This window comes from Sutterella massiliensis, from assembly GCF_016899755.1.
In the GTDB taxonomy this organism is placed as follows: Bacteria; Pseudomonadota; Gammaproteobacteria; order Burkholderiales; family Burkholderiaceae_F; genus Sutterella; species Sutterella massiliensis.
In genome coordinates, this window is record NZ_JACJJC010000003.1 from 181153 (window position 1) to 201027 (window position 19875).

The 19875-nt window shown below is 60.5% G+C and carries 15 protein-coding genes and 3 tRNA genes; all 18 read right to left on the minus strand.

Features of this window, described 5'->3' with window-relative positions; translation table 11 throughout:
- Positions 1-50: 50 nt before the first annotated feature.
- Positions 51-875 carry a phosphate ABC transporter substrate-binding protein gene (locus H6A60_RS03290; RefSeq protein ID WP_205101979.1) on the minus strand — a complete coding sequence of 275 codons (825 nt, stop codon included), beginning with the start codon at positions 873-875 and terminating at the stop codon, positions 51-53.
- Between the two features lie 603 nt (positions 876-1478).
- Positions 1479-1555, minus strand: a tRNA-Pro gene (locus tag H6A60_RS03295).
- A gap of 65 nt (positions 1556-1620) precedes the next feature.
- Positions 1621-1971 (minus strand): integration host factor subunit alpha, encoded by a 351-nt coding sequence (locus H6A60_RS03300; RefSeq protein ID WP_205101980.1) that lies wholly within the window; start codon positions 1969-1971, stop codon positions 1621-1623.
- Positions 1972-2078: 107 nt separating this feature from the next.
- On the minus strand, positions 2079-4502 hold the full coding sequence (gene pheT / locus H6A60_RS03305) for a phenylalanine--tRNA ligase subunit beta (protein ID WP_205101981.1): 2424 nt from the start codon (positions 4500-4502) through the stop codon (positions 2079-2081).
- Between the two features lie 21 nt (positions 4503-4523).
- Positions 4524-5540 carry a phenylalanine--tRNA ligase subunit alpha gene (gene pheS / locus H6A60_RS03310; protein ID WP_205101982.1) on the minus strand — a complete coding sequence of 339 codons (1017 nt, stop codon included), beginning with the start codon at positions 5538-5540 and terminating at the stop codon, positions 4524-4526.
- A 373-nt stretch (positions 5541-5913) separates the two neighbouring features.
- Positions 5914-6264 carry a 50S ribosomal protein L20 gene (gene rplT / locus H6A60_RS03315; RefSeq protein ID WP_205101983.1) on the minus strand — a complete coding sequence of 117 codons (351 nt, stop codon included), beginning with the start codon at positions 6262-6264 and terminating at the stop codon, positions 5914-5916.
- A gap of 14 nt (positions 6265-6278) precedes the next feature.
- Positions 6279-6476 (minus strand): 50S ribosomal protein L35, encoded by a 198-nt coding sequence (gene rpmI, locus H6A60_RS03320; protein WP_205101984.1) that lies wholly within the window; start codon positions 6474-6476, stop codon positions 6279-6281.
- A gap of 165 nt (positions 6477-6641) precedes the next feature.
- Positions 6642-7163, minus strand: a complete 522-nt coding sequence (gene infC / locus H6A60_RS03325; RefSeq protein WP_205102028.1) for a translation initiation factor IF-3 — start codon at positions 7161-7163, stop codon at positions 6642-6644.
- Positions 7164-7315: 152 nt separating this feature from the next.
- Positions 7316-9235 (minus strand): threonine--tRNA ligase, encoded by a 1920-nt coding sequence (thrS, locus tag H6A60_RS03330; protein ID WP_205101985.1) that lies wholly within the window; start codon positions 9233-9235, stop codon positions 7316-7318.
- Positions 9236-9410: 175 nt separating this feature from the next.
- A tRNA-Val gene (locus tag H6A60_RS03335) sits at positions 9411-9487 on the minus strand.
- A gap of 122 nt (positions 9488-9609) precedes the next feature.
- Positions 9610-9686 (minus strand) — tRNA-Val (locus tag H6A60_RS03340).
- A 250-nt stretch (positions 9687-9936) separates the two neighbouring features.
- On the minus strand, positions 9937-12063 hold the full coding sequence (locus tag H6A60_RS03345) for a RelA/SpoT family protein (protein ID WP_205101986.1): 2127 nt from the start codon (positions 12061-12063) through the stop codon (positions 9937-9939).
- Between the two features lie 286 nt (positions 12064-12349).
- Positions 12350-14407, minus strand: a complete 2058-nt coding sequence (locus tag H6A60_RS03350) for a hypothetical protein (protein ID WP_205101987.1) — start codon at positions 14405-14407, stop codon at positions 12350-12352.
- Positions 14408-14732: 325 nt separating this feature from the next.
- On the minus strand, positions 14733-16106 hold the full coding sequence (locus H6A60_RS03355; protein WP_205101988.1) for a PFL family protein: 1374 nt from the start codon (positions 16104-16106) through the stop codon (positions 14733-14735).
- A gap of 45 nt (positions 16107-16151) precedes the next feature.
- Positions 16152-16733, minus strand: coding sequence for a glycine cleavage system transcriptional repressor (locus H6A60_RS03360; RefSeq protein ID WP_205101989.1), 582 nt, complete (start codon positions 16731-16733; stop codon positions 16152-16154).
- 119 nt (positions 16734-16852) lie between these two features.
- Positions 16853-17719, minus strand: coding sequence for a TatD family hydrolase (locus H6A60_RS03365; RefSeq protein ID WP_205101990.1), 867 nt, complete (start codon positions 17717-17719; stop codon positions 16853-16855).
- Positions 17720-17740: 21 nt separating this feature from the next.
- Positions 17741-18466, minus strand: coding sequence for an ABC transporter ATP-binding protein (locus H6A60_RS03370; RefSeq protein WP_205101991.1), 726 nt, complete (start codon positions 18464-18466; stop codon positions 17741-17743).
- Positions 18459-19745, minus strand: coding sequence for a lipoprotein-releasing ABC transporter permease subunit (locus H6A60_RS03375; protein WP_205101992.1), 1287 nt, complete (start codon positions 19743-19745; stop codon positions 18459-18461). The genes H6A60_RS03370 and H6A60_RS03375 overlap by 8 nt, the downstream gene beginning before the upstream one ends.
- Between the last annotated feature and the right edge of the window lie 130 nt (positions 19746-19875).

The window sequence follows — 19875 nt, forward strand, 5'->3', positions numbered from 1 at the left end:
CGCCCGTCAAACAGCGAGCCTCAAACCCGGCGCACTATGTCGCCACCTGATTACTTGGCACTCGGCACCGGCACAAAACCGGCCTTTTCGACATCCTTCTGGCCTTCGGCCGAGAGCATGAAGTCGATCACCTGCTTGGCGGCACCGGCGGGTTCACCGGCCGTGAAGAGGAAGAGATCGCGCGAGATGGGCCAGGTCTTGTTCTTCGCGGCATCAAGCGAAGGCGCAACGCCGTTGATCGTCAGACCGTGCGTCTGGTTGTCAAGGTAGCCGATGCCGATGTAGCCGATCGCGTTCGGGTTGCCGGCCACAGCCTGGACAACGCCGCCGCTCGAGGACTGCAGAAGAGCGCGCGGCGAAACGCGGGTCTTGCCCATAACGAGTTCCTGGAAGCATTCGAACGTGCCCGAGGAAGTGTCGCGGCCGATCACGACGATCGGCGCGGCAGCGCCGCCGACTTCCTTCCAGTCGCGAATCTTGCCTGCGTAAATGTCACGCAACTGCTCGATCGTCAGTTCCTTCACCGCGTTCTTGTTGTTGACGACCGGGATGATGGCGTCATACGCGACCGTGAAGCGAACGGGCTTGTGACCGGCCTTGGCGAGGTCGTCGGCTTCCTTCTTTTTGAGGTCGCGCGAAGACATGGCGATGTCGGTCGTGTTGTCCATCAGCGCCTTGATGCCGTTGCCCGAGCCCGTGCCGGAAATCGTGATCGTGACATTGGGGTTGGCCTTCATGAAGCCTTCGGCCACGAGCTGCATCGCGGGGAGAACGGTGGTCGAGCCGTTGACGGTAACGGTTTCGGCCTGAGCGGCGCCCACAACGCCAGCCATCGCACAGAGAGCGCCGAGCGCAGCAATGTTCTTCATCTGCATTTTCAATTCCAACAAATCAATCGAGAGGGGAAACCTGTGTGCCGCGACGCGCGCTTCACTTGAAGCCACAATCGAATGCGTCTATTCGACACGCAGAGAAGTATGAAAGTTGGAATTGACAGGGCCGTGACCGATTAATGAATATTGGGTGACTTATCACACCCAAGCGCCATTCGGCCGTCATCTTATTGTCACAAAGTTGAGACCAAGGCCATCAGTTTGTGTTGAGGAACCGCGTCTTCTGCACCGACGCCCTGCGGGAGGCAATAAAAAGGCCGCCTACTCGGGCAGCCCGTTTAGTGTGAAGCGGGGAGAGAGTTGGAAGGTTTTTCGCTCCCGTTTCGTCATGTGGCTGGCGACTTTGCGCTTGCTAGATCTATTTCACGCAAGAAAACGAAGAATTTCGGGTTCTATCCACACTTCGTTCGCCAATGTGTGCTTCTGTGCGTGATTCTAGCCGCGCACTAGAGATACGTTACGACACGTTCATTTAAGGCATCTTTCTGCATGTTTTTTTTTCGCGAGATGCCCTGTGCTGCAAGGATAGATGAGACAAACGGACAACAAAAAAGGCCATCTTTGCAGATGACCTGTTTTGTTATCTGGTCGGGGTGGCGGGATTCGAACTCGCGACCCCTTGCACCCCATGCAAGTGCGCTACCAGGCTGCGCTACACCCCGAACAGAGAAGAGAAGTATATCTACTTGCCTCGAAAAAAGCAAGAGTCTGAACGAAAAAATTTCGCTTATCGTTCGTTGGTGCTCGCTTCTTCCTCTTCGTCACGGATGAGGTTGGCCGTAACACGGGCGTTGAGCGTGCCCGACGGGTGGAAAGTCACAACGCGGCGCTCGGAAATCGTCACCGTCTCACCGGTCTTCAAATTGCGGCCGGGACGTGCGACCTTCTGGCGAACGGAGAAATTGCCGAGACCGGGGATCTTCACCGTGTCACCCTGCTCGAGGTGGCGCGCAATCATTTCGAAGAATTCTTCAACGAGCACCTTGGCAGATTGGCGATCGATGTTCTCAACCTTCGAGACCACAGCCTCCGCAAGCGCGGCCTTATTGAGCGTGATGCAATCTTGTCTGTCAGTCATTGGGAAAAATAGTCGGAAATTGAATTCGCTTCGCTTGGAGCGAGTCGACCGGTGCACTCCGACGCCCGCTCTGCACGGGAGAGGTCGGCGCACCGGTCGCCCGGCAATCAGGCGCGCAGCTTCGCGCCCGTCGATTCCAGCGCCTCGAGAATCGCCTTCATCGCGGCTTCGACGTCTTCTTCGGCGAGAGCCTCTTCGCCGCGGGCGTTGAGCTCGACAGCAAAGGCGAGCGACTTTTCGTGCGCTTCGGCTTCTGCTTTGGGACGATAGAGGTCAAAGAGACGGAAGTCCGTGAGGCACATCAGACGCGGATCCTTGCGGGAAGCGCGCTTGACAGCGTCAAAGAGCACTTCGACTTCGGTTTCGGCCGGCACGACGACAGCGATATCGCGGTGCGTCGGCTGGAACTTGCTCACGACGCGGTAGCTCGGCAGCGGCACCGACGTGAGCGCCTCAGCGTCGAGCTCAAAAACGATCGGCGCATGGGGAAGCTCGAATTCACGCGCAACGCGCGGATGAATTTCGCCGATAAACCCGATGCGGCGCTCGCCGAGATAGATGCCCGCACTGCGGCCCGGGTGAAGCGCCGGGATCGTTTCGCGGACGAAGCGCAGCTTGAGGGGCGCCGCCAGGCGTTCGATGTCGCCCTTGACGTCGTAGAAGTCAACCTGGCGGGCAGGCACGCCCCACTGCATGTCGGCAGCGGGCCCGTAGGCGAGGCCGCCGATGTGCATCGGCTGGCGAACGCCCTTGACATCAAAGGGACCGTCGGCTACTTCGGGGTCGCGGAAGAAAACGCGCGCAAGCTCGAAGACGCGCACGCGATCGGCGCGGCGATTAAGATTGTATTTCAGGATGTCGACGAGGCCGCCCACGAGCTGCGTGCGCATCACCGACAGGTCCGAATTGATCGGATTGAGCAGGCGGATCGGGTTTTCGCTCGGCGAGAAAACCTTTTCCCACTTCTCGGGCACGAACGCAAAGTTGATGAGCTCCTGATAGCCGAGCTTGGCCATTTCGATACGAAGCGCGTGCAGACCGCGGCGTTCTTCCGCGGGGCTGCGCATCGCCGAACGCGCCATCGGCGGACGGTCGGGAAGCTTTTCGTAACCGTGCAGGCGAGCCACCTCTTCGATCAGGTCTTCTTCGATCTCGATGTCGAAGCGATAAGCGGGCGGCACCACCGTAAAGACGCCCTTCTCTTCGTCGTAGGCGTATTCAAAGCCAAGACGCGTAAAGGCAGCGTGCATCGCCTCGAGCGGGATATCGATGCCGACAACCTTGCGGCAGCGATCTACGCGCATCGAAACGGGCTTGCGTTCGGGGAGATTGGCAACCACGTCGTCGACAGGCCCCACCTTCGTCTCGGGCGTGCCGCAAATGTCGAGAACGAGCTTCGTGATGTATTCGAGGTGATCGACCGTCGTGGCGAAGTCGACGCCGCGCTCGTAGCGGTACGAGGCATCGGTCGAGAAATTGAGGCGGCGGCAGCGGCCCTGGATGGCCGTCTGATGCCAGAAGGCCGCTTCAATGAAGATATCCTTCGTCGTGTCGGAGATCGCGGTGCGCTCACCGCCCATGATGCCCGCGAGGCACTCCGGACGATCGCCGTCGCAGATGACGCCGAAGTACGGGTCGAGCGCGATTTCGCGACCGTTCAGGGTCGTCGTTTGCTCGCCCTCTCGCGCCCAGCGCACGGTCAGGTGATCGGACTCGATCTTGTCGAGGTCGTAGAAATGCGTCGGGCGACCGAGCTCGAGCATGACGTAGTTCGAAATGTCGACGAGCGCCGAAATCGAACGCTGGCCGGCGCGTTCAAGACGCGACTTCATCCACTCGGGCGTAGGCGCAGCGGTGTTGAGGCCGCGGATGATACGGCTCGAGAAGCGGCCGCAGAGTTCGGGCGCTTCGATGCGAACCGGCAGCTTGCATTCGCACGTGGAGGCAACGGCAGGCATGTCGGGGAGCGTCAGAGGCGCGCCCGTCACGGCGTGAAGGTCGCGCGCAACGCCGATGAGACTCAAGGCGTCGCCGCGGTTCGGCGTGAGCTTCAGTTCGATGCGTGCGTCGTCGAGCTTGGCGTATTCGCGAATGTCGACGCCGATCGGCGCATCGTCGGGCAGGATCCAAATGCCGTTGTGATCTTCGGTGATGCCGAGCTCGCGCTGCGAGCAAAGCATGCCCATCGAAACAACGCCGCGCAACTTCGACTTCTTGATGCGGAAGTCGCCGGGCAGCACGGCGCCGATCATGGCGCACGCAACCTTGATGCCGGCGCGCACGTTGGGTGCGCCGCAGACGATCTGCAGCACTTCACCCGTGCCCGCGTCAACTTCGCACACGTGCAGGTGATCGGAATTTTCATGGTCGCGGCAGGTAAGCACCTTCGCGACAACGACGCCCGTGAAGGGCGGCGCGACCGTGGTGACCTCTTCGACCTCAAGGCCGTGCATCGTCAGCGCATCGGCGAGCTCTTCGGTATTGAGCTGCGGATTGACATACTGACGCAGCCATTCTTCAGTAAAAAGCATGTTGTGCCTCTGGCGCTTGAATTAGTTGAACTGACGGAGGAAACGCAGATCGCCTTCGAAGAAGAGGCGCAAGTCGTCAATCCCGTAGCGCAGCATCGTGAGACGTTCGAGCCCGGACCCGAACGCAAAGCCGATGTACTTTTCGGGATCGAGCCCGTAGTTGCGCACCACGTTCGGGTGCACTTCCCCTGCGCCGGAAATTTCGAGCCACTTGCCCTTGCGAGGACCGCTCGTGAACATCATGTCGACTTCGACGGACGGCTCCGTGAACGGGAAGTACGACGGACGGAAGCGCACGACGAGGTCGTCCGTTTCAAAGAAGCGGCGCAGGAAGTTGCTGTAGACGCCCTTGAGGTCCGTGAAGCTGATGTTTTCGTCCATCCAGAGGCCTTCGACCTGATGGAACATCGGCGAGTGCGTCGCATCGGAGTCGACGCGATAGGTGCGCCCCGGCGCGATCGTCTTGATCGGCGTCTGGTGCGTACGTGCGTAGCGAACCTGCATGGGCGAGGTGTGCGGACGCAGCGGCAGGGGACGGCCGTCGTCATCGTTGAGGTCCACGTAGAACGTATCCTGCATCGAGCGGGCCGGGTGATTGGGCGGGTTGTTGAGCGCCGTGAAGCTGAACCAGTCGTTTTCGATTTCCGGGCCATCAGCCACGTCAAAGCCGATCGAGCGGAAAATCTCCTCGATGCGCATCCAGGTGCGCATCACCGGATGGATGCCGCCTTCGGAGCGGATGCGGCCGGGCAACGTCACGTCGATCGCTTCGAGCGCAAGCTTGGCGGCGAGCGCCTCTTCGGCGAGCGCTTCGCGGCGCGCGTTGAGCGCAGCCTCAATCTGGGCCTTCGCTCTGTTGATCTCCTGGCCGCGCGCGCGGCGCTCTTCCGGCGCAAGCTTGCCGAGCTCCTTCATGAGCATCGTGATGCGGCCGGTCTTGCCGATGTAGCGCGCTTTGGCGTCTTCGAGTGCGGCGGGCTGCTTCGCTTGCGCGAAGTCATTCTGTGCGGACTCGATCAGTTCGGAAAGTTCCTGCATGTTGAATCTCTGTTCGCTGTTCTTATCGAACGGCAGCCGATCGCCGTCGGCACCCCGCTATCGGGCGCGCGGGCGGCAACTTCGGCCGTCAGTCATTTCGGGAGTCTTGCCTGACATGCTCAAAAAAGCGCAGGTGAAGAACCTGCGCTTTTTTGGGTGGGATCGGCGCCCGATTCGGGCGGCCGCGGCACTCGTGCGGCGATAAACGCGCAACAAGAGGCTGCGGACGTCATAGGATTCGGATTTTACACGAATTTTTTCCCGATTCAGATACAAAAAAAAGAGACCCGGCAAAAAACCGAGTCTCTCTTTCGTCAGCATCTCGCGCCCAAAAAAGACGGGCGCGAACGCTTTTTAGGCAATCCCTAACGAATTAGGCTGCCTTAACCTGGGCGACGAGGGCGGCAAAGCCTTCCTTGTCGAACACGGCCATATCGGCGAGCACCTTGCGGTCGAGGGCGATGCCGGCCTTCTTCAGACCGTTCATGAACACCGAGTAGGTCATGCCGTTGGCACGTGTACCGGCGTTGATACGAGCGATCCAGAGGCGACGGAACACGCGCTTCTTGTTGCGGCGGTCACGGTAAGCGTACTGACCGGCACGCATGGCAGCCTGCTTGGCAACGCGGAACACGTTGTTGCGGCGCAGACGGAAACCCTTCGTCAGGGCAAAAATCTTCTTATGACGGGCACGGGCCGTCACACCACGCTTCACACGAGGCATCTTTTATCTCCTAATTAGGCGTAGGGGAGCATGCGCTTCACGGACTTGATATCCGCTTCGTGCACAGTGACCATGCCGCGCAGCTGACGCTTGTTCTTCGTCGTGCGCTTCGTCAGGATGTGACGCTTCGTAGCGTGGGCGCGCTTAATCGAGCCGCTGGCACGCGGCTTGAACCGCTTGGCGGCGGCGCGCTTGGTCTTCATCTTCGGCATTTGGCCGTTTCCTCTTTATTGGATGAACTTCGGGCGTTCCCCTCAGACCGAAGAGACACTTCACTGAGCCGCGAGTTCACTTGTCATGCGAAGCCCGCCCCGAATGAGGGCGGGCATCTGAGAAACCGCGATTTTACGCGATTTAAATTTTGCTTTGCAACCGAATCAGCGCTTCTTTTTCGGCGCGAGCACCATGATCATCTGGCGCCCTTCGAGCTTAGGCTGATTTTCAACCTGCGCGATGTCCTGAAGCTCTTCCTTCACGCGGTCCATGAGGGCCGTGCCGAACTGCTGATGCGCCATTTCGCGGCCGCGGAATCGAAGCGTCACCTTGGCCTTGTCGCCGTCGTTGAGGAAGCGGATGAGGCTGCGAAGCTTCGTCTGGAAGTCGTTTTCGTCCGTGGCGGGACGGAACTTCACTTCCTTCACCTGAACGACCTTCTGCTTGGCCTTGGCTTCCTGGGCCTTCTTCTGTTCCTGATAACGGAACTTGCCGTAGTCCATCAGGCGGCAGACAGGCGGAACCGCCTTAGGGGCGATTTCGACGAGATCGACGTCGGCCTCTTCGGCCATGCGAAGGGCTTCGGCAGTACGAACAATACCGATCTGGGCGCCGTCGACGCCGGTCAGTCGGACCTCGGGAACTCGGATCTCACCATTGATCCGATGCTTGCGATCTTGAGCTATGGCTCTTCTCCGGTTGAATTTTTCCTCCGCTGTCGGTAGCAGCGAAGAAAGAACGGCGTCCGCTCGCGTGCCGACCCTATCGGGCCGCCGGGACCGCCGGAGCGCGCACCCTCACGACGCGCGCGCACAGCGGACGCTTACTATCGAAAAACTCAGGCGATGTCAGCAGCGTGTTCGGCCGCAGCCTTCTGCACCATGGCAATGAAGTCCTCGAGCGGCATGACGCCGAGGTTCTTGTTGCCGCGTCCGCGCACGGACACCATCCCTGCTTCGACTTCCTTTTCGCCGACAACGGCGATGTACGGAATCTTCTGCAGACTGAGCTCGCGAATTTTATAGTTGATTTTTTCGCTGCGCAAATCGGTCTGCACGCGAATGCCGGCCTGATGCAGCTTAAGGGCAACTTCCTTGACGTAGTCCGTCTGCGCATCGGTAATAGGCGCAACCGCCACCTGAACCGGCGCGAGCCAAACCGGGAAAGCGCCCGCATACTCTTCGATGAGCATGCCGATCCAACGTTCGAGCGAACCGAGCATGGCGCGGTGAAGCATCACAGGCACCTTGCGCGTATTGTCTTCGGCGACGTATTCCGCGCCGAGACGACCCGGCATCTGGAAGTCGACCTGAACCGTACCGCACTGCCACGAACGGCCGAGGCAGTCCTTCAGGTGATACTCGATCTTGGGACCGTAGAAGGCGCCTTCGCCTTCGAGGATTTCGTACTTGATGCCGAGCGCATCAAGGCTCGCCATCAGAGCGTGTTCGGCCTTGTCCCACACTTCGTCCTCACCGATACGCATTTCCGGACGCGTGGCGACCTTGTAAGCGATTTCCGTGAAACCGAAGTCGCGGTAGACCTGCTGAACGAGGCGCGTATAGGCTTCGCACTCCGGCAGGATCTGATCTTCCGTGCAGAAGATATGACCGTCGTCCTGCGTGAAGCCGCGAACGCGCATCAGGCCGTGCAGCGATCCGGACGGTTCGTTGCGGTGGCACTGACCGAATTCGCCGATGCGAAGCGGCAGATCGCGATAGGAGCGCAGCTTCGAATTGAAGATCTGGATGTGACCCGGGCAGTTCATCGGCTTAAGCGCAAAGTAGCGATTTTCCGATTCGGTCGTGAACATATTTTCACGATACTTGGCCCAGTGGCCGGAGCGCTCCCAGAGCGAACGGTCAAGCAGCTGCGGCGCCTTGACTTCTTCGTAGCCGTTGTCCTGATAGACGCGGCGCATGTACTGTTCGACCACCTGCCAGAGCGCCCAGCCCTTGGCGTGCCAGAAGATCATGCCCGGGGCTTCGTCCTGCAGATGGAAGAGGTCGAGCTCCTTGCCGAGACGGCGATGGTCGCGCTTTTCGGCTTCGGCGAGCATGTCGAGATAGTTCTTCTGCTCTTCCTTCGTCGACCAGGCGGTACCGTAGATGCGCTGCAGCATTTCGTTCTTGCTGTCGCCGCGCCAGTAGGCGCCCGCAACCTTCATGAGGCGATGCACCTTAAGGCGGCCCGTCGACGGGACGTGAGGACCGCGGCAAAGGTCGATGAAGTCGCCCTGGCGGTAGAGCGAAATCGTTTCGCCCTCGGGAATCGATTCGATGATTTCAGCCTTGTACTTTTCGCCGAGCGAGAGGAAGAACTCGATCGCAGCCTCGCGCTTCATCTCTTCGCGCACGACCGGAATATCCTTCTTCACGAGTTCGTCCATGCGCGCTTCGATCGCTTCAAGGTCTTCGGGCGTGAAGGGGCGCTTGTAGGAGAAGTCGTAATAGAACCCGTTCTCGATGGCGGGCCCAATCGTGACCTGAGCGTCCGGATAAAGTTCTTTGACGGCCTGCGCCATCAGGTGCGCCGTCGAGTGACGGATGATCTCAAGGCCTTCGGCGTCCTTGCCCGTGACAATCGAAACGGCCGCATCAGCGTCGACCACGTGGGAGAGGTCCACGAGCTTGCCGTCCACCTTGCCCGCAAGCGCAGCCTTGAAAAGACCGGCGCCAATCGAAGCCGCGATGTCGCCGACCGTTACCGGGGCATCGAACTCGCGTTTACTGCCATCGGGAAGAGTAATCGCTACCATTTTGAGATCCTTGGAAAAGTTACAGGCATAAAAAAAGTGCGGACATGAGCCGCACTTTTTCTGTCTGGCAAACTGTCGACAACGCTTCGCCCACGCCCACGTTTATTCATAGACGGGGTGTTGTTGTACGAAGAGCAGTCCTAAAAGACATCGTCAACAGTTCCCAAAAAAATCTTGGTAGGCACGATTGGATTCGAACCAACGACCCCCACCATGTCAAGGTGATGCTCTAACCAACTGAGCTACGTGCCTGTCAAGGTTTTGATTTTACGCGCGACTCCTCTTGGAGTCCATACCGTCGAAACGGTAGCGTGCACAGGACCTTGGCCTGCGCCGCACTGCTCATCCGCAACATCGCTCCTTTGAGAAGGAACTGGTAGGCACGATTGGATTCGAACCAACGACCCCCACCATGTCAAGGTGATGCTCTAACCAACTGAGCTACGTGCCTGTTGTGTCGCGAGCGGTGCGAGAGTCGAATTATACATAGACTTTTCAATTTTGCAAGGAGATTTTTAAAAAAGTCCGAAAAAATTTCACTTTCAGCAGTCGTTCCGCACGACTTTTACGTTCAACTCGTTGAAATTTAAGCGAATAAAAAAAATCGGAACAGCGAGAAAAAAGTTGAGCGCTCCAGCCTTTCGTCCAGAGCGCCTCTTTTTGGCCGTCTTTCGAACAGTCGAATGAAGCGAATTGAAACTTCAGACACGTCTTGCCGAAAGAACGCCCTTTACCTCACGCAGACCTGCGAGCGTGCGGCGCAGTTCTTCGGCGCCGCGGATTTCGATGCGAAAACGCATGTGCTGATCTCCCTTGACGGCGTTCGAGCTCATTGCAGTGATGTGCACCTTTTCGCGCTGGAAAACTTCGGAGATATCGCGCAGGAGCGCCGGGCGATCCTGCGAAACGATGAGGACCTCCGCCGGATACACGGCATCGACGCCGGCACCTGCGCCCCAGCTCACCTCGATAAGGCGGTCCGGCTCCTGCTCGAGCATGTTGCGCAGGTTCGGGCAGTCGGCACGGTGAATCATCACGCCGCGGCCGCGCGTGACGTAGCCGACAATCTCGTCGGGCGGCACCGGGCGGCAGCAGCGCGCAAGCTGCGTCAAAAGCGAATCGACACCGACGACGAGCACCTTGCCCTTTCTCGCGCTCGTGCTCTCGTTGCGAACGAGAACTTCAGGCTCCATTTCCGCGGGCTTTTGCTGCGGCTGCACGGCCTGCTGAAGTGCCGTAAGCGTGATTTCTTCCTTTGCAAAGGCGATGCAGAGCTCGTCGACGTTTTCAAAGCCGAGACGCTTGGCGAGCTCTTCGAGCTTCATCGCGGTGCGCCCGAGGCGGGCGAGCTCTTTATCAAGGCGCTCGCGCCCTTCGGAGAGAAGCTCCTGAGTGAGCTGCGCGTTGAACCACTGGCGAACCTTGTTGCGGGTGCGCGGACTTGCCGCATAGCCGAGCTCGGGATTGAGCCAGTCGCGGCTCGGCTGCCCGGTCTTGCCGGCAATGATCTCGACGGTTTGCCCGGTCTTGAGCTTCGTATTGAGAGGCACCATCTGACCGTCGACGCGCGCGCCCTTCATTCGGTGTCCGAGCTGCGTGTGCACCATGTAGGCGAAGTCGACGGGCGTAGCGCCTGCGGGAAGCTCCACAACGCGCCCCTGAGGCGTCAAGCAGTAAACGTGATCGTCCTCAACAGCGTGCTCCTTGGCGTCGGGGGCCTGCCCGACGTCGGATCGCCACGCAAGAAGCTGGCGCAGCCAGGCGACACGCTGCTCTTCCGCGGAACTCGCGCCGTTCGAGTTGCCCGCTTCCTTGTAGCGCCAGTGTGCGGCAACGCCGAGCTCGGCGAATTCGTGCATTGCGCGCGTGCGGATCTGAATCTCGATCGGCCGGCCGGCATTGTCGGTGACGACCGTATGAAGCGACTGGTAGCCGTTCGGTTTCGGTTTGGCGATGTAGTCGTCGTACTCCTTCGAGATCGTCTGGAAGTTTTCCTGCACAATCGAGAGAACCTCGTAGCACTGCTCAACCGTCTCGACAATGACGCGCAGCGCGCGCACATCAAAGAGCTGGTCGAAACGCAGATGCTTGCGCTGCATCTTCTTCCAGATCGAGTAGATGTGCTTCGGTCGCCCGGAGACATCCGCATGAATGTGGTTGTTCGAGAGAAGCGAGCGGATGCGCTGTACGGCCATCTGCATGAATTCCAAACGCTCTTCGCGGGACTCGTCGAGTTCGCGCGCAATGGCGTGGTATTCCTGCGGACGCGTAAAGCGCAGCGACAGGTCTTCGAGCTCCCACTTGATCTGCCAGATGCCGAGGCGATTGGCGAGCGGCGCATAGACGGCCAGCGTCTCTTCGCCAAACTGTTCGGAGCCCGCAGAGCGCGAAGACGCGAACCAGCGAAGCGTCTGCAGACGACTCGCGAGCTTGAGGAGCACCACGCGCAGATCCTGACACATTGCGAGGAACATGCGCCTGAGCGCCTCGGGCTGCATCGCCGCACTCGCCTCCTTGCTGTCGGTGCGCGCTTTGGTCGAGAGATCGTTGAGTTTGCCGAGCTCCGCGACAAGGCCGGCGACAGTCGCGCCGAAGCTCTTTTCAAGCCACTCGGATGAATTCTGAACGACACGCGGCACGCAGAAGAGATAAGCGGCTGCAATGAGTTCGGGATCGTCCCGAACGCCTCGAAGAATGGATGCGACGCCGTCGGCATGCACGAGGGCGGATTCCCCCGTTGAGAGCATCAGCTCTTTGTAAAGCGGTTCGACCATGCGTCTCGCGAGCGTCGGGTCGACCGTCAAATGCTGTGCTGCCGCTTCCCCCATTTTTTTCTTCCTTTTTTACTTCAACGGCCGCACGACCGCGCTCGTTCGGTCAGCGCGTTCTCCGGCCGTCTGCTTTTGTCTTTCGTTGTCTTTGCCCGACTTTTAGAGTCGGTTCGCCTGCGGCGGGCTGCGCTCGACCAGCGTCGGGCACCCGCCGCACGTTCTTTCATTTTAGGTAGCGAACGGCGCGCCTGCGCCGCTCGTCGATCGGGCTTTTCACCTCCTTACGATTATGCGTCTGCGCTCGAAAACTCTCCCGCTGGCAAAATTGTGCATGGCATACGCTTTAGATACTGAACAGCCACTCGCAGCGAATGAGCGCGCCGTACGAACGGTAGTCACCGTTCGAGCAGGCGCCGAAGCCTTCGAGTGCAATGCGCTTGTCGTCGGACTCGAGCGCAACCGAGCCCGATGCGCGCACGAGAAGCGCGTCGATTGAGGGCACGTCGACCTGAGCGCCCGGCGTTCGCCAGCCCGGCACGGAAAGCGATACGGTGCGCTCGCGATCGCCCGCAAAGTAGGAGACGCCCCCGGCGGCGTGCCAGACGAGGCGCTCGGGCAGCCGCTCGTCGATGAAGGCCGTCCCAGTTCTCGGCACGGCTTTCGCGCCCGAGAGATCTGCGTCAAGCGCAAAGACGCCGAGCGTTTCGACCGACTCCTCGGCATTGAGGAATGCCTCGCCGTCGGCACCGACGGCATAATCGGCCGAGTCAAAGCGCATCAGCTGCGCTCGCGCCGTGAACGCACCGCGTACCGATCCGTACGAAGCTTCGGGCGAACGCCAGGCCGCGCCCGCACTCCACACCGAACGCTTGACGTCATCGACTTCAATGCGCTTGGCGTAGCTCGTCGTTCGCGCCTTTTCCGAAGCTTCGCTCCAAGCGGCATTGAAAACGAGCGTTCCGAAAGTGATCTCACGACCGGCCCAAACTTGAAGGAGTACCGCATCGCTTTCGCCGCTCACGGGAATACTCGCAGAATTCTCGAGTCCGCCTTTCGTCTTGATGTCGCTCGACTCGAATGCGGCGCCGACCCCGACGCGCCAAGCGCCGAAGGCAGCCGCGCCGGAGGCCTCTGCCGTCACGTTGTCCGAACGAATTTGCCCGCGCATGCCGCCAACCCCCGTCTCATCCTCGCTGCGGCCGGCAGAGACAGCAACGTGAAGCGGCAGCGTCCCGAGATAAAGTCCGTCCCTCTTCCCTGTGCCCGCTGCGCCAAGCCAGCGAAAGGGCGTCTCGCCTGCGGCTCGTTCGTTCAGATGCGCGAGCCGCTCGTCGGTGCCGAGTCGTGAAGCGAGAACGGACGCATTGAGCAGCGCCGCTTCGCCCGCTTTGGCGCTCGCCCTTTCGTAAATCGCGCGAAAGAACCCGGGCAAAAGCAGATCGTGACGACTCACCCAGAGCGTTTCGAGCATTCCGGCAAAGGGTCCAGAAAAGCGCATTGGTTCGAAGCGCACGGTGTAACGGCCGTCGCCATCGAGCTCGAAGCGGCCGTTTTGCCCATCGTAGCTCACGAGCACGTTTCCGAGCCCCGAGATGTCGGTGCCGCCAAAGTCAATGGCCGCAAGCGCTTCATCGACATTTTCGCCGCAGCTTGTCGAAAGCCAAATTTCCGACCCCGCATCAAAACGGATCGTCGTGTCGTCGGCTGCCGAAAAGATCGGCTCACTCGCTGCGGAAAGCACATCACCGCGCGTGACGACGAGAACGCCCTCGGCGCCGAGCAGGAGATTTTCGCCCGCGGCCGTCTCGCTTGAACCGACATTGAAATGCATGCCCGAAGCAAGCTCGAAAGGCGCCGCGACAACGAGAAGCCCCTTGCTGTAGCGGTTATCCCGGTGCTTGAACTCGTTGTCGAGCGGCAGGCCCGAGAACTCTGCGCCGATACTCATTGCCGTTCCCCGCCCGATGCGCGCGTCGAACGTTGCACCCGCTTCGAGCGAAACGCCGTTGATGAAGCTTGCATGCACCGACTGCGTTTTATCGAACGCATCACTCGCACACTCGAGAATAATTTCGCTCACCCCGTCTACGTGAAGCGACTCGGTTGCCAGTTCCAGATCGGCGCCCGGCCGGCTGCCGGCAAGACGCACCTGAGCGTCCTCCAGGCGAAGCGCGCCATCGGCGATGGTGTAAACGATTTCGTCCGGAAGGTCCGTCATCTCGAAACGGCCGCCCGCCGATATACGGATGTCATCCGCAACGTAGGCAGCAGCCGTGCTTCTGAGCGTGCCACCCTCAACCGAGATCGAAGCGAACTCGTAGATGTCGCCCAAGACGGCCTCTTCGCCCGAACCCACATAGAAATCCTCCCCCAAGGACGTAGCCGAAGGGTTCGACGGCATGAAAAGCGTTCCATCAGGGGACGCGGCAAACGCTTCTGCCGCGCCAGCCGCAAACAAAGCACAAGCGCAGACAACTGCTTGAGAACGGGTGTACATGTTGTTCCTTTCTCCGTTATTGATTTCAGAAAAGGAACATATTTTTCATAAACAACTATACGTATTGAATTTTCCTACGCATTTTCCGAATAAAAAATCCCCGAGTCGCCTCGGGGATTTTACGTATAGGTTCGTATTTACAGCGATATATCGCTCGGTTCCTGTATTTTCAAGCGCCCTTTCCGCGCGCTCGGCAGGATGGCGACGCCATTTTCCGTCGGCTGGCGAATCAGTTTCTCAGACTGTGAATCGGTGCGGGAATACGGCCGCCGAGCTTCACGAACCCGGAAGCGTCGCCGCCCGGCACCCGGATGATGCTCGCTTCGCCCAAAAGGCCGCCGAATACCGCCTTGTCGCCGACGCCCTTGCCGGGCACGGGAATAACGCGCACGGCAGTCGTCTTGCCGTTGATCATGCCGATCGCGGCCTCGTCGGCAATGAGTCCCGAAATGGTCGAAGCGGGCGTGTCGCCCGGAATCGCGATCATGTCGAGTCCCACGGAGCAAACGGAAGTCATCGCCTCGAGCTTTTCAAGCGTAAGCGCCCCCGTGCGGGCCGCCGCTTCAATGGCGCTGTCTTCGGACACGGGAATAAAAGCCCCGGAGAGACCGCCCACGTGCGAAGAAGCAAAGACGCCGCCCTTTTTCACCTGATCGTTGAGCATGGCGAGAATCGCTGTCGTCCCAGGCGCGCCGATCGAAGAGAGCCCCATCGTCTGGAAGATTTCCCCGACGCTGTCGCCCACGGCAGGCGTCGGCGCAAGCGAGAGATCTGCGACACCGAAGGGCAACCCCAAGCGATCGGCCACTTCGCCGCCGATGATTTCGCCCACGCGCGTCACTTTGTATGCCGTGTGCTTGATCACCTCCGCGGCATCCGTGACGGTGAGATAGTCGCCCTTGGCAGCAAAAGCGCGCTCGAGCGCCTTCTTGACGACGCCCGGCCCCGAAACGCCCACATCGATCACGACGTCGGGTTCGCCGATACCGAGATAGGCACCCGCCATGAAGGGTACATCCTGCGGAATGTTGCAGAAAACGACGAGCTTGGCGCAGCCGATGGCATCGCGCTCGCGCGTAGCTTCGGCCACGTCGAGAATGCGCTCGCCCATGAGACGAACGGCATCCATGTTGATGCCCGCCTTGGTCGAGCCGACGTTGATCGAGGAACAGATGCGGTCGGTCTGCGCAAGCGCTTCGGGCAGCGCGTCAATGAGGTTGCGCTCGCCCGGGGTCATTCCCTTCTCAACAAGCGCGCCGAAGCCGCCGATAAAGTCGACGCGCACAGCCTTGGCGCATTCGTCGAGCACTCGGCAGGCCGCGACCATCTGATCGCGCGTAAAGCTCGCGCCCACCGTACCGATGGGACTCACGGCGATGCGCTTGTTGACGACGGGAATACCGTAGCGGTCGCCCACGGCGTCGCACGTCTCGACGAGCTTTTCGGCGTACCTGAGAATTTTGGAGCGGACTTTGTAGGCAAACACGTCAAAGTCCGTGCTTGCGCAGTCAAAAAGGTTGATGCCCATCGTCACGGTGCGGACGTCGAGGTGCTCGGCGCGCAGCATGTTGATGGTCGAAAGAACTTCGCGGTCGGTCAGCATTGATAGGTTTCCAATTCAGAAGAAAGCTTTTCTCTCATCGCGGGATCAGTCGACCTGAACGCGGTGGATGGCTTCAAAAATGTCTCGGTGCTGGATATTGCAGCGCAGGCCGCACGCGCGGGCACGCTCGCGCAGCACCGCGTTGAGGGCTCGCCGATCGACCGAGAGCGGCATCAGAACTTCGAAGAACTGCAGGCTTTCGCCGTTTTCAAGCGGCAGCGCGCGCAGGCTTTCGATATTGATGCCTTCGCTTGCAAAGATCTTTGCGAAAGTTGCGGTAATGTCCCCGCGGTCTTCGCCCCAAATGCTGACGACATAGGGTTCGCCCGCAGCCTCGCGCTTTTGATCGGGCGACTGAAAGTCGCGAACGAGTACCGACTGGCGCAGCTTCTTTTCGGCAATGCGCTCGCGCAGGAACGCCTCGAGCGTTTCGTTCGTGAGCGCAGCAGGCTTTTTCACGATGCCGATCAAAGCAAATTGCCCTTTCAGGGTCACCTGACTGATTTCTTCGACGCGGCAGTCGTTTTCCGCAAGCGCCGAAGTCACCGCAGCGACGATGCCGGGCATATCGAGACCGATGACGGCCACAACGACCGTACCGATGTTCTCTTCGGTTGTGTTTTGCATGTTGTCCTTTTGACGTGCATTCTTGTTGCGCCGCAGCGCCCCTTCTGCGCAGAACGCCCGAGGCGCCGCGCCGCATCAGCGCACCGCGGGGACTGCGGCTTCTGCTTGCTCGGTGCGCTTCAGTCGAGTGTATCGCGCCCGCGGCGGGCAAAGGCATCGGGTCGCGTCAAAAGGGGAGCGAGCCGCGGGAATGCGGCTATTGCATTGCGTCGCGAAACGGCAGCAACCGCTTCAAGCGGCAGTGCGCGCAGCATAGCGGCCGCATCAGCGGCCTCAAGAATGTCGGCAGGCGCCGTGTCGAGCAGCGATGCGCCGTGCGCGAACGCGTCGCGCCGACGGCTCGTCGGCATGTCGGGCGCATCCGTTTCGAGCACCCAGGCGTCCTCGGGAACTTCAGCGAGATGGCGCCGAATGCGCAGGCTTCCCGCGTATGTCGCCGCGCCGCCGAAACCAAGTTTGAGGCCGAGCTGGAGAAAACTTTCACGCTCTTGGTCGGAGCCGTTAAAGGCGTGTACTGCGCCGCCAGCCGGCATGCGGCGGCGCAGGTGCATGAGTACGCGCGAAGCGCTTTTTCTCACGTGTATCGATGCGGGCAGCGCATAGTCACGTGCAATCGCGAGGCACTCGGCAAATACCGCCTCCGCATGCGCTTGGTCCTGACCGGGCACGAAGCCGTCGAGCCCGATTTCGCCGATGCCGATAAAGAAGGGGTCTTCGAGCGAAGCTTCGACTTCGGCGCGCAGCCTCGCAAGCGCCGCCTCGTCGGCGTACTGCACAAAAAGGGGGTGGATGCCAAGAAGATAGCCGAGCCCCCAGGCATGCGCGAAAGCGCGCGTGGGCGCCCAGTCGCCGGGCGCCCCCGGCGCAAGAAGCATTGATTCGACGCCTGCGCGACGCGCTGCTTCGATTTCGAGCGCGGCCCGCTCGGGAGCGCCCGATAGCTGAATGTGGCTGTGGGTATCGATGAAGCCTGCTAATCCCAGCATTTCGGCGCCTCAAGCGAGCGGCTAGAGAAGCTCGCCCGTAGCGAGCGCATCGGCATGCATGATGCCGCCCGAGAGTCGAAGCGAGCGACCGCAGCGCGCGGCAAGACTCCGGTCGTGCGTCACGATGAGCGCCGCCGTACCCTCTTCGCGCGCAATGCGAAGAAACAGATCGAACACAACCGCAGCGGTTTCGTCATCGAGATTCCCAGTCGGTTCGTCGGCAAGCACGCACGCCGGATTCGTCACGAGCGCGCGGGCAATCGCAACGCGCTGCCGCTCGCCCCCGGAGAGCTGCGACGGCAGGTGTGCGGCGCGCGCGGAAAGCCCCACCGCATCAAGAAGTGCCGCAGCGCGTTTTCTTGATGCGGACGAGTCCTCCCGGCGAATAAAGAGCGGCATCGCCACGTTGTCGAGCGCGGAGAATTCGGGGAGCAAATGGTGAAACTGGTAGATGAAGCCAAGATAAGCGTTTCGCATCTCTCCGAGCGCGCGCTCGGAGAGTCCCGCGAGCGAGCGTCCCTGGATTTCGATGCGGCCGCTGTCAATCGTGTCGAGACCGCCGAGCGCGTGCAGCAGCGTGGACTTGCCGGACCCCGACGCGCCGAGGACGGCCACAGTTTCTCCGGGCGCAATGGAGAGCGACACGTCGCGCAGCACCGGTACGACGGCCGAGCCGTCGCGATAGCTTTTGGCCACATGCTCGGCGACGAGCACCAGCCCCTCATGACGGGAGAATGCGTTATTCATAACGAAGCGCCTCCGCCGGCCGGGTGCGCGCCGCGCGCCAGCTCGGATAAAGTGTTGCGACGAGGCTCAGCACGAGCGAGCAGACTGCAACAGGAACGATATCCGAGACCCGCGGGTCGGACGGCATATCGCTGATGAAATAGATTTCCTTGGGCAGGAACGCCACGCCGAGAAGCCCCTCGATCGCGCGCACGATCTCGCCCACGTTGCAGGCGACGAGAAGCCCAACGGCGACACCCGCTGCGACGCCCGCCACGCCGACAATCGCGCCCTGAATGACAAAGATCGCCATGATCGAACCTTCTGAGGCGCCGAGCGTTCGCAGAATCGCAATGTCGGACTGCTTTTCCTTCACGGTCATCACGAGCGTCGAAACGAGCCCGAAGGCCCCCACGAGCACGATGAGAAAGAGAATGATGCCCATCATGCGCTTTTCGACCTGAACGGCCGCAAACCACGTCTTGTTCTGCTGCGACCAGTCCGCTGCGTAGAACCCGGGCGGCAGCGCCGAGAGGATTCCTGCGGCAACGACCGGTGCGCGCTCCATGTCGGCGACGCGGATTCTCAGGCCCTGAGGACCACCCGTGCGAAAGAGCGCCGCAGCGTCATCGATGTGAATGAGCGCCATCGTGCTGTCGTACTCGTAGTGGCCGCTCGACAAAAAACCGAGCACGCGGAACTGCTTCATGCGCGGAATCATGCCCGCGGGCGTCATGTTGCCCTGCGGCACGAGGAGCGCCACCTTCTCGCCGGGCGAAACACGCAGGCGGCGCGCCAAGTCTCGCCCGAGAATGACGCCGAATTCGCCGGGCTTGAGGAGCTTAAGTCCCGAAGCCGACACATCCGAGCCGAGCGTGCCGGGCGTCGAAACTTCGAGCGCGAGCCCGCTCACCTTGGGTTCGAGATCGGGGTCGATCCCCTTGACGAGCGCCCCCGTCACCACGTCACCGCTCGAAAAGAGTCCCTGGCCCTGAACATAGGGCGCCGTCGCTACGACGTCCTCCCGCGCCTCGATTTTCTCGGCAATCGACTGCCAATCGCTCACCGGCCCGAATGCGGAAGTCACTTCGACGTGCGCAATCACCGAGAGCATGCGGTCTCGGACTTCCTTCTGAAAGCCGTTCATCACGGAGAGCACGATGATGAGCGCGGCAACGCCGAGTGCAATCGAAGCGACCGACATCGCGGAAATAAAGGACATGAAGCCGTCGCGCCGGCGGCCTCTTCGGCCGGCACGCGTATACGTGAGACCGATCAAAAGTTCAAAGGGCGTCTTCACTGTGCACCGAGGTCAAGCCGCACCAAGCGGCCCGATCCTGCCTGAATACTTCGAAAGGAACCATTCTAGCGGGCACGCCGCGCACACAGTTCCGCGCAGTGTCGCTCAAGCGCGAGCAGGTAAAATGCAC

Coding starts and splice junctions, on each gene's coding strand:
- H6A60_RS03290 (WP_205101979.1), bottom strand. CDS start 875: ATGCAGATGAAGAACATTGCTGCGCTCGGCGCTCTCTGTGCGATGGCT.
- H6A60_RS03300 (WP_205101980.1), bottom strand. CDS start 1,971: ATGACTGACAGACAAGATTGCATCACGCTCAATAAGGCCGCGCTTGCG.
- pheT (WP_205101981.1), bottom strand. CDS start 4,502: ATGCTTTTTACTGAAGAATGGCTGCGTCAGTATGTCAATCCGCAGCTC.
- pheS (WP_205101982.1), bottom strand. CDS start 5,540: ATGCAGGAACTTTCCGAACTGATCGAGTCCGCACAGAATGACTTCGCG.
- rplT (WP_205101983.1), bottom strand. CDS start 6,264: ATGCCTCGTGTGAAGCGTGGTGTGACGGCCCGTGCCCGTCATAAGAAG.
- rpmI (WP_205101984.1), bottom strand. CDS start 6,476: ATGCCGAAGATGAAGACCAAGCGCGCCGCCGCCAAGCGGTTCAAGCCG.
- thrS (WP_205101985.1), bottom strand. CDS start 9,235: ATGGTAGCGATTACTCTTCCCGATGGCAGTAAACGCGAGTTCGATGCC.
- H6A60_RS03345 (WP_205101986.1), bottom strand. CDS start 12,063: ATGGGGGAAGCGGCAGCACAGCATTTGACGGTCGACCCGACGCTCGCG.
- H6A60_RS03350 (WP_205101987.1), bottom strand. CDS start 14,407: ATGCCGTCGAACCCTTCGGCTACGTCCTTGGGGGAGGATTTCTATGTG.
- H6A60_RS03355 (WP_205101988.1), bottom strand. CDS start 16,106: ATGCTGACCGACCGCGAAGTTCTTTCGACCATCAACATGCTGCGCGCC.
- H6A60_RS03360 (WP_205101989.1), bottom strand. CDS start 16,733: ATGCAAAACACAACCGAAGAGAACATCGGTACGGTCGTTGTGGCCGTC.
- H6A60_RS03365 (WP_205101990.1), bottom strand. CDS start 17,719: ATGCTGGGATTAGCAGGCTTCATCGATACCCACAGCCACATTCAGCTA.
- H6A60_RS03370 (WP_205101991.1), bottom strand. CDS start 18,466: ATGAATAACGCATTCTCCCGTCATGAGGGGCTGGTGCTCGTCGCCGAG.